This is a genomic window from Nocardia neocaledoniensis, assembly GCF_003182135.1.
In the GTDB taxonomy this organism is placed as follows: domain Bacteria; phylum Actinomycetota; class Actinomycetes; order Mycobacteriales; family Mycobacteriaceae; genus Nocardia; species Nocardia neocaledoniensis.
Genome location: NZ_QGTL01000008.1, coordinates 156818 through 169767 on the forward strand (window position 1 = coordinate 156818; position 12950 = coordinate 169767).

The following is a 12950-nucleotide window of genomic DNA, read 5'->3' on the forward strand; positions in this document are numbered from 1 at the left end:
CGGTGCCGATGGTAAGCCCGTTCGGGCAGGCGCGGCCGGTGGGCGCGGAGTGTCGAGTTGACGATTCGGCGACGATCCTGGGCGGTCAGCCGGTCGGGGTGATGCCGGCGCGCTCACTCCAGACCTGTTCGGCGGGGACCGACAGCGTGCTCATCTCCGGATAGCGCAGCGCCGAGAGCGCGCCGCCGAACACCGCGCCGGTGTCCAGGCACAGCGTGTTGTTGACCCACGCCAGCTCGGTGACCGGCGTGTGCCCGTACGCGACGGTCGCGGCGCCGCGGTAGTCCCTGGCCCAGTCGTAGCGGATGGGGAAGCCGTGCTCGTCGTAGTCCCCGGTGGGTGAGCCGTAGAGGGCGAACGAACGGGCTCGTCCGGAGGCGCTGCCGTGCAGGCTTTCCGGCAGGCCCGCGTGCGCGACCACCAGCCTGCCCCCGTCGAGCAGGTAGTGACTCGGCAGCGTGTGCAGGAAAGCGCGGACGGCGCCGCGGAATTCGGCGTCCTCCTCGGCCAGCTGGGCCAGCGAGCGCTCCAGGCCGTGCGCGATCCGCACATTCCGGCCGTCGAGGGCGCGCACCAGCTTGTAGTCGTGATTCCCGGTGACGCACAGGGCGGTTCGCGCGGCGACCATGCCCATCACCAGGCGCAGCACGCCCGGCGTATCGGGCCCACGGTCGACCAGATCGCCGACGAACACCGCGGTCCTGCCCGCCGGATGGGTGGCGCCGACGGCGCGGCCGTGCGCGTCCCGGTCGAGGTGATAGCCGAGTTCGCCGAGCAGGGTCGTCAACTCGCCGGCGCAGCCGTGCACATCGCCGATGACGTCGAACGGTCCGGTGAGGTCACGGCGATCCCGGGGGAGCGCGTCGAGGGGGCGGGGCTCGGTCATCGGGTCCATCGTCGTGCAGGCGCGCCCCGCGCCGCAACCGCGTTACGGCACCGTGGGGATCGCGGCCTCGGGCCAGACCCAGTCCGCGACGACGGGGATGTCCTCGCCGTGCTCCCTGGTCCAGCGCCGCGCCGTCAGCCGCGCGTCGACCATCTCCTGGCGCAGCCCTGCCGCCCGCGCGCCTAGGCCGGGCACCCGATCGATCACGTCGAGCACCAGGTGGAAGCGGTCCAGGTCGTTGAGCATGACCATGTCGAACGGGGTGGTGGTCGTGCCCTTCTCCTTGTATCCGCGCACGTGCAGGTTGGCGTGATTGGCGCGCCGGTAGGTGAGCCGGTGGACCAGCCACGGATAGCCGTGGAAGGCGAAGATCACCGGGGCGTCGGTGGTGAACAGGGTGTCGAAATGGGCGTCGGACAGCCCGTGCGGATGCTCCTCCGCGGGCAGCAGACGCATCAGGTCCACCACATTGATCACCCGGACCCGCAGCTCGGGCAGCCGATCGCGCAGGATCGCCGCGGCGGCGAGCGTCTCCAGGGTCGGGATGTCGCCCGCGCAGGCCAGCACCACATCGGGCGTGCTGCCGAGATCGTCGTTGTGGCAGGCCCACTCCCAGATCCCGACGCCGCGCGCGCAGTGCAGCGCGGCCTCGGGCACCGAAAGCCAGTCGGGCCCCGGCTGTTTGCCCGCCACGACCACGTTCGCGTAGTGCAGCGAGCGCAGGCAGTGGTCATAGGTGGACAGCAGGGTGTTCGCGTCCGGCGGCAGGTACACGCGCACGATCTCGGGACTCTTGTTCGTCACCACGTCGAGGAAACCCGGGTCCTGATGGGTGAACCCGTTGTGGTCCTGGCGCCACACGTGCGAGGTGAGCAGGTAGTTCAGGCTGGGGATCCGGCGCCGCCACGGCACCGCCAGGCTGGCGTCGAGCCACTTGGCGTGCTGGTTGAACATGGCGTCGACGATGTGGATGAACGCCTCGTAGCAGGTGAACACGCCGTGGCGGCCGGTCAGCAGATAGCCCTCGAGCAGGCCCTGGCACATGTGCTCGGAGAGCACCTCCACCGCGCGCCCGCTCGTCGACAGGGCGACGTCCCAGCGCCCGACCTCGGCCTGCCAGTCGCGGCCGGTCACCTCGAGGATGTCCTGCAGGCGATTGCTGACCAGCTCGTCGGGCGCGAAGGTGAGGAAGTTGCCGGGGTTGCGCGCGGTGACGTCACGCAACCAGCCGCCGAGCACCCTGGTCGCCTCGTGCGTCCCCGCGCCGGGCCGCTCGACCTCGACGCCGTATTCGCGCCAGTCGGGCAGGTCGAGATCGCGGACGAGCAGGCCGCCGTTGGCCACCGGATCGAGGCTCATCGGCCGCTCGGGAATCTGGGCCAGCAGCTCGGGCACCGGCGCTCCGGTCTCGTCGAACAGTTCCTCGGGCCGATACGAGCGCAGCCACTGTTCCAGCACGCGCCGGTGTTCGGGGTTCGTGCGGGCCGCAGGCAGCGGCACCTGGTGCGCGCGGAAGGTGCCCTCGACGCGCTCGCCGTCCACCACCGGGGGACAGGTCCAGCCCTTGGGCGTGTGCAGGACGATCATCGGCCAGCGGGGGCGGGAGGTGTCGCCGTCTTCCCTGGCGGCGCGCTGGAACCGGGCGATCTGCGCCAGGCAGCTGTCCATCGCCGCGGCCATGTCCTGGTGCACCTGCGCCGGATCGGACCCGGAGACGACGATCGGCTGGTAGCCGTAACCGCGCAGCAGCTCGACGAGCTCGGCCTCGGGGATGCGGGCGAAGATGGTCGGATTGGCGATCTTGTACTCGTTGAGCGCCAGGATCGGCACCACGGCGCCGTCGCGGCCCGCGTTGAGGAACTTGTTCGCGTGCCAGCTGCCCGCCAGCGGCCCGGTCTCGGCCTCGCCGTCGCCGATCACGCAGAACACCGTCAGGTCGGGATTGTCGAGCGCGGCGCCGTAGGCGTGCAGCAGGCTGTAGCCCAGTTCGCCGCCCTCGTGGAAGGAACCGGGGGTCTCGGGCGCGCAGTGGCTTGGCACGCCACCGGGGAAGGAGAACTGGTGGAACAGCCTGCGCATGCCCGCCTCGTCGCGCGGGATGTCGCGGTAGAGCTCGGCGTAGGCGCCCTCCAGCCACGCGCAGGCGTTCGGGCCGGGTCCGCCGTGGCCGGGGCCCGCCACGAACACCGCGTGCAGGCCGCGGTCCCGGATCACCCGATTCGCGTGCGCCCACACCAGATTCAGGCCGGGCACGGTGCCGAAGTGCCCGAGCAGCCGCGGTTTGACGTCCTCCGCGCGCAGCGGTTCGCGCAGCAGCGGATTGCGCAGCAGGTAGATCTGGCCGACCGCCAGATAGTTCGCCGCCCGCCACCAGGTGTCCACCGCCACCAGCTCGGGGCGGGTCAGTGGGCCGGGCGCCTCGGTGAGCACATACGGCTCGGGCGCGACGGTCTCGCCCTCACCGCCGCCCACCGTGTCGGCGGCGGTGTCGCGTTCGAGATCGCTGGTCATCGCGGACTCTCCTCGCAGTCGGTGCGCTGCGGCGCCGGGCGCCGCCGGAAGTGCCCGTGGCGCCGTTCGACATCCGGAGCCACCGGTGCGGAAACGCACCGCCGAGCCTACCGCCGTGCCGGTACTCCGCGCCGTGCGCGCGGTCGATTACTGTGCGGGCCATGCATTCTCTCGGCAGGATTTTCGGCATCGGACTCGTCGCGGCCGCCGCGATCGCGACAGCGGCCTGCGGCTCGGACACCGAATCGGCGAGCACCTCGTCGGCGACCACCAGTGCCGCCGCGGGCGGGCCGACGGCGAGCAAGGGCCGCGAGTGCACCGCGGACGACATCAAGGTCGAGGGCGGCTTCGGCGACGCGCCGGAGATCACCATCCCCGATTCGTGCGACCCGCCCAAGACCCTCGTCGTCAAGGACCTGGTGCCCGGCACCGGCCCCGGGGCGGCGGCCGGGCAGCCTCTGACCATGAACTACGCGCTGGTGACCTGGTCGGACAAGCAGACCCTGGACAGCTCCTTCAAGCGCGGCAAGCCGTTCGGCCTGACCCTCGGCGCCGGCCAGGTCATCGAGGGCTGGGACCAGGGCCTGCTCGGGGTCCAGCAGGGCGCCCGGCGCCTGCTCATCGTGCCGCCGGAGCTCGGTTACGGCTCGGGCGGCAACGGCGTCGCGCCGAACGAGACGCTGGTCTTCGTCACCGACGCGGTGCAGGTCGGCGGCTAGTTCGCCGGCTGGACAACCGCCGATTGCACGACCGCGAGGCCGGTCAACTACCCTGGTCGGGATGCGTGCGCCGCACCGACCAAGGGCGCGTCGCCCCATGCGGGGACACCACTGAACTACGAACCAAGGAGCATGTCCGTGAAGAGCACCGTCGAGCAGCTGAGCCCGACCCGGGTCCGGATCAACGTCGAGGTGCCCTTCGAGGAGCTGAAGCCCGACTTCGACAAGGCGTACAAGGCGCTGGCCCAGCAGGTCCGCATCCCCGGCTTCCGTCCCGGCAAGGCCCCGGCCAAGCTGATCGAGACCCGCGTCGGCCGCGGCGCCGTGCTGGAGCAGGTCGTCAACGACGCGCTGCCCGCCCGCTACGCCGAGGCCGTGCAGGCCACCGAGGTGAAGGTCATCGGCCAGCCCGAGATCGAGATCACCAAGATCGAGGACGGCGACGAGCTGGCGTTCACCGCCGAGGTCGACGTGCGCCCCGAGATCGCCCTGCCGGACTACTCGGGCCTCGAGGTCACCGTCGACTCCTTCACCATCGAGGACGCCGACATCGAGCAGCAGCTCACCTCGCTGCGTCAGCGCTTCGGCACCCTGACCGGCGTCGAGCGCGCCGTGCAGGACGGCGACTTCGTCTCGATCGACCTCTCGGCCACCGTCGACGGCGAGGACGTCCCCGAGGCGGCCACCACCGGCCTGTCGCACGAGGTCGGTTCGGGTCAGCTGATCGAGGGCCTCGACGAGGCCGTCACCGGCCTGAAGGCGGGCGAGTCCGCCGAGTTCACCTCCACCCTGGTGGCGGGCGAGCACGCGGGCAAGGAAGCCGTCATCACCGTCACCGTGCAGTCGGTGAAGGAGCGCGAGCTGCCTGAGGCCGACGACGAGTTCGCCCAGCTGGCCAGTGAATTCGACACCATCGACGAGCTGAAGGAAGACCTGAAGGGCCGCGTCGAGCGTTCCAAGAAGGTCGAGCAGGCCGGTCAGATCCGCGACAAGGTGCTCGACACCCTGCTCGAGACCGTCGAGGTCCCGCTGCCCGAGGCCGTCGTCAAGGCCGAGGTCGACGCGGTGCTGCACGACGCCGTCCACGGCTTCGACCACGACGAGGCCAAGCTGGCCGAGGCGCTCGAGGCGCAGGGCTCCTCCCGCGAGGAGTTCGACAAGGACACCCAGGAAGCCGCCGAGAAGTCGGTGAAGACCCAGCTGCTGCTCGACGCCATCGCCGAGGCCGAGGGCACCCAGGTCGGCCAGCAGGAGCTGACCGAGCGGATCCTGTTCCAGGCCCAGCGCTACGGCATGTCGCCGGAGCAGTTCATCCAGCAGGTGCAGCAGGCCGGTCAGCTCGGCGCGGTGTTCGCCGACGTCCGCCGCGGCAAGGCGCTGGCCGGTGTCGTCGGTCAGGTGAAGGTCACCGACTCCGACGGCAACGTGGTCGACACCACCGAAATGTTCGGTGACCCCGCGGATTCCGCCGAGACCGAACAGGTCGAGGCCGCCGCCGAATAAGTTCTGCGATGCCGGTGTGACCGGTTCCCCCACGGGGGTGCTTGGATTGCGCTGTGAGCGAAGAAGGGCGGTACCGGGAGTTCGGTGCCGCCCTGCTTCGTTAGTGTTTGTGACGACGAACCGTAGGCCGTAAGCAATCGGTGAGAAGAGAAGGCAGGTATCCGTGACAATCAACCAGGCAGGGGTCATGACAGCCGCTACTGCTGGTCTCAACCTCAGTGATTCGGTGTACGAGCGGCTGCTGCGCGAGCGCATCATCTTCCTCGGCACCCAGGTCGACGATGACATCGCCAACAAGCTGTGCGCGCAGATCCTGCTGCTCTCGGCCGAGGATCCCACCAAGGACATCTCGCTCTACATCAACTCCCCGGGTGGCTCGGTCACCGCGGGCATGGCGATCTACGACACGATGCAGTTCGCCGAGTGCGACATCAAGACCGTCGCCATGGGGCTGGCCGCCTCGATGGGGCAGTTCCTGCTCACCGCGGGCACCCCGGGCAAGCGCTTCGCGCTGCCGCACACCCGGATCATGATGCACCAGCCGTCGGCGGGCATCGGTGGTTCGGCGGCCGACATCGCCATCATGGCCGAGCAGTTCGCGCACACCAAGCGTGAGCTCAACGAGCTGCAGGCCCAGCACACCGGCAAGTCCGTCGAGCAGGTCACCGAGGACGCGGACCGCGACCGCTGGTTCACGGCGAAGGAAGCCCTCGAGTACGGCTTCATCGACCACGTGGTCGCCCACGCGAACCAGGCGAAGTAGCGCCACCGCGCCCCACCCACTCGAGACAAGCTTGGAGACAAAGATGGCCAATCTGATCGACCCGCGCGGCCTCGGTGGCGCTGCCGCCGCGAATCCGCAGTCGCGCTACATCCTGCCGCAGTTCACCGAGCAGACGTCGTTCGGTGTCAAGACCTCGGACCCGTACAACAAGCTGTTCGAGGAGCGGATCATCTTCCTGGGCAACCAGGTCGACGACGTCTCGGCGAACGACATCATGGCGCAGCTGCTGGTGCTGGAGTCCCAGGACCCCGACCGCGACATCACCATGTACATCAACTCGCCCGGTGGCTCGTTCACCGCGCTGATGGCGATCTACGACACCATGCAGTACGTCCGCCCCGACGTGGTGACGGTCTGCCTCGGCCAGGCCGCCTCGGCCGCGGCCGTGCTGCTGGCCGCAGGCGCGCCGGGTAAGCGCGCCGCGCTGCCCAACGCCCGCGTGCTGATCCACCAGCCGTCCTCCGGCGGTGTGCAGGGCCAGGTGTCCGACCTCGAGATCGCGGCCGCCGAGATCGAGCGGATGCGCCGCCTGATGGAGGTCACCCTCTCGCGCCACACCGGCAAGACCGAGGAGCAGATCCGCAAGGACACCGACCGCGACAAGATCCTCACGGCCGAGGAGGCCAAGGACTACGGCATCGTCGACCAGGTCTTCGACTACCGGAAGCTCAGCGGACAGAAGTGACACGCCCGGGCCCGTCGCCTGATCTGGGCGGCGGGCCCACCTTTTTTCCACCGTGGGCCTCACAATGGTGAGAACCCGCACAACCCTTCACAGAAACATGCGCGAGTTGTCGACCTCTCTCGCGCACAGCAGGTACGGTCGACTCAGGGACCATTGCTCTGATTGACGGCACCGAAACGTATTTTCCGGCCCAATCGGGGACGACGGTCGCACTCGGACAAGGAAGTAGGGACCTACGAGATGGCGCGCATCGGAGACGGCGGCGATCTGCTCAAGTGCTCGTTCTGCGGAAAGAGCCAGAAGCAGGTCAAGAAGCTCATTGCGGGCCCCGGGGTCTATATCTGCGACGAGTGCATCGACCTCTGCAACGAGATCATCGAGGAAGAGCTGGCCGAGTCGAGCGAGGTGAAGCTCGACGAGCTGCCCAAGCCCTCGGAGATCCGGGACTTCCTGGAGAACTACGTCATCGGCCAGGACACGGCCAAGCGCACCCTCGCGGTGGCGGTGTACAACCACTACAAGCGCATCCAGGCCGGCGACAAGGGCCGCGATTCGCGCGGCGAGACCGTCGAGCTGGCCAAGTCGAACATCCTGATGCTCGGGCCCACCGGCTGCGGCAAGACCTACCTCGCGCAGACGCTGGCGAAGATGCTGAACGTGCCGTTCGCCATCGCCGACGCCACCGCGCTCACCGAGGCGGGCTACGTCGGCGAGGACGTCGAGAACATCCTGCTGAAGCTGATCCAGGCCGCCGACTACGACGTCAAGCGCGCCGAGACCGGCATCATCTACATCGACGAGGTCGACAAGATCGCCCGCAAGAGCGAGAACCCGTCGATCACCCGTGACGTCTCCGGCGAGGGCGTGCAGCAGGCGCTGCTGAAGATCCTGGAGGGCACCCAGGCGAGTGTGCCGCCGCAGGGCGGTCGCAAGCACCCGCACCAGGAGTTCATCCAGATCGACACCACCAACGTGCTCTTCATCGTGGCGGGCGCCTTCGCGGGTCTGGAGAAGATCATCTCCGACCGCACCGGGCACCGCGGGATCGGTTTCGGCGCCGAGGTCCGCTCCAAGGCCGAGGTCGACACCGACGACCACTTCGCCGACGTGATGCCCGAGGATCTGATCAAGTTCGGTCTGATCCCCGAGTTCATCGGCCGCCTGCCCGTCGTCGCCTCGGTGACGAACCTGGACAAGGACTCGCTGGTCAAGATCCTCTCGGAGCCGAAGAACGCGCTGGTCAAGCAGTACGTGCGGCTGTTCGAGATGGACGGTGTCGACCTGGAGTTCACCACCGACGCCCTCGAGGCCGTCGCGGACCAGGCGATCCTGCGCGGCACCGGCGCCCGCGGCCTGCGCGCCATCATGGAGGAAGTCCTGCTCCCGGTGATGTACGACATCCCCGGCCGCGACGACGTCGCCAAGGTGGTCGTCAACGCCGACACGGTCACCGAGAACGTCCTTCCGACGATCGTCCCCCGCAAGACCCAGCGCACCGAGCGCCGCGAGAAGTCGGCCTAGCGCACCCGATCTACGAGAAGGGCCCGTCCCTCGGCTCAGTGCCGAGCTGGACGGGCCCTTTCGTGTGGCAGGACTAGTTGTCGCGGAAGGAGGGGGCGGCGGCGAGCATGTCTTCCTCCTCGTCGGCGGGGATGTCGGCGGAGGCGCGCGCGATGGCGGTGCTGTAGCGGGCGCTGGCGGCGTTGTGGATCATCAGGGCGACGCCGATCATCACGGGGGCCACGGCGTGCACCGCGGCGTCGTACCAGTTGCCCGCGCTCAGGTGCGGGTAGGTGTTGAGGGCGATTGTGAGGGTGAGCAGGAAGAGCTCGGCCACCAGCACCTGGGTGCGGTTGCCCATCACGCCCCACTCGGCCACGCGGGTGGTGCCGATCATGATGATGATCAGGCAGACGCTGATCATCGCCTCCAGGCCGAAACTGGCCCAGTAGAGCGGGTCGCCTGGACCGCCGGGGGCGATGTTGTGCTGCACGTTCACCGCCGACCACAGCATGCCCGCGATCACCACGCCTGCCAGCGCGCGCAGCGACCAGGTGCGGTGCTGGTAGAGCGAGGCCAGCCGGGCGCGCGGGTTCGATTCGCGGCGCTGCGCGGCCATGGCCTTGCGGGCCAGCATCAGATCGGCCATCTCGGCCCGCTCCATCGCCGCCGTGGTCTCGCGCAGGCGGTCGGCATGGGTGGAGGCGGCCTTGATCTGCTTCCAGCGCTGGTCGCGCTCGTAGGTGCGGATCTTCTCGGCCAGTTCCCGCTCGGCGCGCAGCTCGTCCTCGGACAGCGCGTCGGTCAGCGCGGGGTCGGACTGGTACTCGATGCGCCGACGGGCGCGCTCCACCCGCACGGGCAGGGCGACGACCTCGTTATCGAGCGGGTGTTCCTCGCGCATCGCAACTCCAGACAGCTCAGGGTTCGCCGGGTCGCGTCATTCTTGCGCATCGCGCCGTGGCGAGCACAACCGCGGGCCGATTTCCCTCCGGCCCGCGGCGAGCCGGAAACGTCTGGCGCACAACTGTGTAGCTGTTCTCGCTGAGCACCGGGGACACGGTGACGACTGTCGGTGACGGTCGCGCCCGGGGTCGAGGAGCGTCGTTGATCCTCCGTGGTTCGCCGTTGAACCTTGATCCCGTGTGGTGCTTCTGCTGATGTGTCGCCGCCGACGAGCCAGGTGTTACGTCCGTTTGGTCCGTCTTGCAGGGCGTTCACCCGTAACGACGGGCCCGTCGCGCAAAACTCATCGGCGTATCCTCGCGGTGTGTCGGACTGGTGCCGCCGTTCGGGTGCTGTTTACTCGGTCCGTCAATCAGATGTTCGAGTGACGAGTGGAAGCGGAGGAGACATGGCACTGCCTACGATGACCGCCGAACAGCGCACCGAGGCGTTGGCCAAAGCGGCTGCCGTGCGCAAGGCGCGCTCGGAACTGATCGGCAAGGTGAAGGAGGGCAAGGTCACCGTCGCCGATCTGCTCAAGAAGGCCGACAGCGACGACCTGGTCAAGAAGACCAAGGTGGCCGCGGTGATCAAGGCGCTGCCGGGCGTCGGTCCGGTGAAGGCGGCCAAGCTGATGGATCAGGCCGAGATCCCCGAGGATCGTCGTATCGGCGGGCTCGGTGCCCGCCAGCGCGCGGCGCTGCTCGACGCCCTCGAGGCCTGAGCCGACCAGCGATCCGACGCCCGTGGACGCACAGCGTGCACGCCACGGGCGTCGGGACAGTTCGGCCCAGGCCGGGGTTCAGACGCAGTAGGTGAGCAGGAAATCGTTGATCCGCAGGCGCCAGCCCGGCTGGAGCTCGATGGGCAGCGTGCCGACGCGCGACCAGCGCTCGGAATCGGGGGCGGCGAAGAACGTGCCGGAGGTGGCGGGAGCCTCCCGGACGAACACCTTGCCTCGCTCGGGGGCCACGAAGGCATGGACCCGGGAGACGAGCCGGTCCCGCTCGATCAGGATCGGTGTGGCGGCGGCGGCCCGCACCGATTCGTCCCCGGAGGGGTTGCGACCCAGCACATAGGACCGGTCCAGCGGATAGCTGAGCCCGTCCTCGGTGACCAGGGCGCCACGCGGGCTGGACTGCCCGGACGATTTTCCCAGCGCGACCGGCTCGGCCAGCTTCGCGGCGTCCAGCGCCTGTGACCAGGCCAGCGGCGCGCTGGTGGCGGGGGAGTTGCGCGGGCCGGTGCTGACGGTCTCGCCCTCGATCGTGGTGGGTCGCGCGCCGGTGCTCACCGTTTCCCCGTCGGGCGCGCCCGCGTCGGCGGACGGCACGAATCCGGTGGCGGGGGCCGCCGTCTCTGTGCTCACCTGCAGACCGGCCGTGGGTGGGCGGGACCCGCCGTCCTCGGCACGCCCCGGCGCGCGCAGCGCGCGGAACCCGGTGGCCTCGGTGGGCGCGGGTTCGTCGATGGTCTCCACGCGGCGCGGCGCCGGGTTGCGCTTGCGGCCCATGGTGAGCACGAATCCGTTGCCGGTGACGATGCCGGCGCGCAGATCGGTGCGGGGGTTGGCGCTGGTGGGATCGGCCATCTCGGCGCCGATCGCGATCCGGCGGACCGGTTCGCGGATGATCTCGTCGACCCAGGTGAAGGCGCGGTCGCCCGCCACCCTGCGGTTGCCCTCGGCGCCCGAGACTTCGGCGATCACCGCGCCGCGCAACAGGATCAGCATCCCGTCGGCGGTGGGCGCGAGGACGCCGAACGGCGGCGGCGCCGACGCGCCGCCGAAGACGACGCCGGCCAGGCGCTGGGCCAGGGCCGCACCGGGCGCCGACGCCGCGGTGCTGAGTGCGACGGTCTCGACGGCGCCGAGTAGTCGATCGGTGGACGGGGTCTCCCCGGCGAGATAGATGACGACGTCGCCGAATCGGGCGACGATCCCGGTACCGGGCACGATGGCCACGGTAGACGAATGCGCGCGCATCACTGCCTCCTTGTCGGGCTGGCCTTTGCCAGCATAGATCCCCGCCGGGCGAGGGATGAGGGTTGTGCCCGCGAACAATGTTCGTGCCAAACGTCGTTCGGGCGCTGCGTATGATCAGCGCATGAACGCCGCACCCGTCAGTCGCCGGGCCAGACCGGCGAAGGCACCGCTGAGCCGCGAGGTCGTGCTCGAGACCGGTCTGCGCATTCTCGACGCCGACGGCCTGTCCGGGCTCACCATGCGCCGGGTCGCCAAAGAACTCGACACCGGCGCCGCCTCGCTCTACGTCTACGTCGCCAACCGCGACGACCTGATGTCCGGCATGCTCGACCACGTCCTGTCCACCGTGCCGGCGCCCGCCGAGGGCGACTGGCGCGAACGCCTGACCACCCTGGTCGAGGACACCGTCGACGTCCTGGCCAGGCACGAGGGCCTCGCCCTGGTGGCCCTCGGCCGCTTCCCGGCCACCGAACACGCCCTCGGCCTCGTCGAGCGGTTGCTCGCGCTGCTGCGCGCGGGCGGGCTCGACCCGGCGACCGCCGCCTGGGCCGTCGACCTGATCTACCTGCATCTCACCGCAGCGGCCGCCGAACAGTCCGCCCACGACACCGCGGGTGCCGGCCGAGCGCGGTACATCGCCGAGCTGGGCCGGCGCTTCGACGCGTTGCCCGCCGAGCGGTATCCGACCCTGGTCGCGCTCCGCGCGCAAGTGCTGGCGGGCGACGGTGACGCCAGGGCGCGCTGGGCGCTGCGCGCGCTGCTCAACGGGATCGTCGCCACCCCGGTGGGCGCGCGATGAAGCCGCAGACCACCCGGCCGCCGGTGTTCGGCGGCCCGATCCGGCCCGCCCGCGAGAACGACATCGAGCGGCTGCGCGAGATCGAGTGCCGCGCGGGCGCGCCGTTCGCCGAGATCGGGATGGTCGCGGTGGCCGAGGACGAACCGCCCGCCGCCGAAACCCTGCGCGAGTACCTCGCCGCCGAGCGTGCCTGGGTGTGGCCCGACGAGACCGATCGCCCGATCGGCTACCTGGTGCTCGGACTCGTCGACGGGCAGCCGCACATCGACCAGGTCTCCGTCGACCCCGCCCACAGCGGGCAGCGCATCGGCAAACGCCTGATCGACCACGCCGTGGGCTGGGCGAAAGACCGTGGGCTGCACGAGATCACCCTCACCACCTTCACCGAGGTCCCGTGGAACGGTCCCTACTACGCCCGCCTCGGCTTCGCCTACGTCCCCGTCTCCGAGGAGACGCCGGAACTGCGCGCGATCCGCGCCGCCGAGATCGCCCACGGCCTCGACGAATGGCCACGCGCCTGCATGCGCGCCGAGCTCGCCACGTGGATCGAGGGCTGATCTCGGGACGTCGGGCTCGACGAGACCGGTCGGCGCCCGGATGCGCGAGAGCCGTGCGGACCAGGCTGACTCGCGGT

The 12950-nt window shown here is 69.8% G+C and carries 11 protein-coding genes and 1 pseudogene; 8 read left to right on the plus strand and 4 right to left on the minus strand.

The genetic code is table 11. The annotated features are described in order from the left end of the window. Window positions 1-112 precede the first annotated feature (112 nt). Both DFR69_RS21930 and DFR69_RS21935 read right to left on the minus strand, forming a co-directional pair. Window positions 113-850, minus strand: a pseudogene (locus DFR69_RS21930) (metallophosphoesterase); the annotation flags it as partial. Window positions 851-928: 78 nt separating this feature from the next. Continuing rightward, window positions 929-3397, minus strand: coding sequence for a phosphoketolase family protein (locus tag DFR69_RS21935; protein ID WP_110039490.1), 2469 nt, complete (start codon window positions 3395-3397; stop codon window positions 929-931). 161 nt (window positions 3398-3558) lie between these two features. Here DFR69_RS21935 and DFR69_RS21940 point away from each other — a divergent pair, with 161 nt between their 5' ends. From DFR69_RS21940 to clpX, 5 genes are all read left to right on the plus strand, one after another. After that, window positions 3559-4116, plus strand: coding sequence for an FKBP-type peptidyl-prolyl cis-trans isomerase (locus tag DFR69_RS21940; RefSeq protein WP_110039491.1), 558 nt, complete (start codon window positions 3559-3561; stop codon window positions 4114-4116). Window positions 4117-4254: 138 nt separating this feature from the next. After that, entirely contained in the window at window positions 4255-5619 is a 1365-nt protein-coding gene (gene tig / locus DFR69_RS21945; protein WP_110039618.1) for a trigger factor, read from the plus strand. Window positions 5620-5806: 187 nt separating this feature from the next. After that, complete coding sequence (locus DFR69_RS21950) at window positions 5807-6382, plus strand: ATP-dependent Clp protease proteolytic subunit (RefSeq protein WP_110039492.1); 576 nt, start codon at window positions 5807-5809, stop codon at window positions 6380-6382. 43 nt (window positions 6383-6425) lie between these two features. Beyond that, on the plus strand, window positions 6426-7088 hold the full coding sequence (locus DFR69_RS21955; RefSeq protein ID WP_110039493.1) for an ATP-dependent Clp protease proteolytic subunit: 663 nt from the start codon (window positions 6426-6428) through the stop codon (window positions 7086-7088). Between the two features lie 240 nt (window positions 7089-7328). Further along, window positions 7329-8609: an ATP-dependent Clp protease ATP-binding subunit ClpX gene (clpX, locus tag DFR69_RS21960; RefSeq protein ID WP_110039494.1), complete on the plus strand. Its 1281-nt coding sequence runs from the start codon at window positions 7329-7331 to the stop codon at window positions 8607-8609. A 73-nt stretch (window positions 8610-8682) separates the two neighbouring features. Here clpX and DFR69_RS21965 read toward each other — a convergent pair whose 3' ends face one another. Beyond that, entirely contained in the window at window positions 8683-9492 is an 810-nt protein-coding gene (locus DFR69_RS21965) for a hypothetical protein (protein ID WP_110039495.1), read from the minus strand. A gap of 450 nt (window positions 9493-9942) precedes the next feature. Here DFR69_RS21965 and mihF point away from each other — a divergent pair, with 450 nt between their 5' ends. Then, the gene (gene mihF, locus DFR69_RS21970) at window positions 9943-10257 is read left to right on the plus strand and encodes an integration host factor, actinobacterial type (protein ID WP_019045768.1); all 315 of its coding nucleotides are present in this window, start codon (window positions 9943-9945) and stop codon (window positions 10255-10257) included. 78 nt (window positions 10258-10335) lie between these two features. On the opposite strand, the gene DFR69_RS21975 is transcribed toward mihF, so the two are convergent. Then, window positions 10336-11517 (minus strand): FHA domain-containing protein, encoded by a 1182-nt coding sequence (locus DFR69_RS21975; protein WP_146229394.1) that lies wholly within the window; start codon window positions 11515-11517, stop codon window positions 10336-10338. 121 nt (window positions 11518-11638) lie between these two features. Between DFR69_RS21975 and DFR69_RS21980 the strand changes: the two genes are divergently transcribed. Together DFR69_RS21980 and DFR69_RS21985 are read left to right on the plus strand one after the other, a co-directional pair. Continuing rightward, a complete protein-coding gene (locus DFR69_RS21980; protein ID WP_110039497.1) occupies window positions 11639-12316 on the plus strand; it encodes a TetR/AcrR family transcriptional regulator in 678 nt (225 codons plus the stop codon). Beyond that, complete coding sequence (locus DFR69_RS21985; protein WP_244198391.1) at window positions 12313-12873, plus strand: GNAT family N-acetyltransferase; 561 nt, start codon at window positions 12313-12315, stop codon at window positions 12871-12873. Before DFR69_RS21980 ends, DFR69_RS21985 begins: the two co-directional genes overlap by 4 nt. The last annotated feature ends 77 nt before the right edge of the window (window positions 12874-12950 follow it).

What these genes read in the sequence shown, in the direction of transcription:
- DFR69_RS21935 (WP_110039490.1), bottom strand. Translation starts at nt 3,397, where the DNA reads ATGACCAGCGATCTCGAACGCGACACCGCCGCCGACACGGTGGGCGGC.
- DFR69_RS21940 (WP_110039491.1), top strand. Translation starts at nt 3,559, where the DNA reads ATGCATTCTCTCGGCAGGATTTTCGGCATCGGACTCGTCGCGGCCGCC.
- DFR69_RS21950 (WP_110039492.1), top strand. Translation starts at nt 5,807, where the DNA reads ATGACAGCCGCTACTGCTGGTCTCAACCTCAGTGATTCGGTGTACGAG.
- DFR69_RS21955 (WP_110039493.1), top strand. Translation starts at nt 6,426, where the DNA reads ATGGCCAATCTGATCGACCCGCGCGGCCTCGGTGGCGCTGCCGCCGCG.
- clpX (WP_110039494.1), top strand. Translation starts at nt 7,329, where the DNA reads ATGGCGCGCATCGGAGACGGCGGCGATCTGCTCAAGTGCTCGTTCTGC.
- DFR69_RS21965 (WP_110039495.1), bottom strand. Translation starts at nt 9,492, where the DNA reads ATGCGCGAGGAACACCCGCTCGATAACGAGGTCGTCGCCCTGCCCGTG.
- mihF (WP_019045768.1), top strand. Translation starts at nt 9,943, where the DNA reads ATGGCACTGCCTACGATGACCGCCGAACAGCGCACCGAGGCGTTGGCC.
- DFR69_RS21975 (WP_146229394.1), bottom strand. Translation starts at nt 11,517, where the DNA reads ATGCGCGCGCATTCGTCTACCGTGGCCATCGTGCCCGGTACCGGGATC.
- DFR69_RS21980 (WP_110039497.1), top strand. Translation starts at nt 11,639, where the DNA reads ATGAACGCCGCACCCGTCAGTCGCCGGGCCAGACCGGCGAAGGCACCG.
- DFR69_RS21985 (WP_244198391.1), top strand. Translation starts at nt 12,313, where the DNA reads ATGAAGCCGCAGACCACCCGGCCGCCGGTGTTCGGCGGCCCGATCCGG.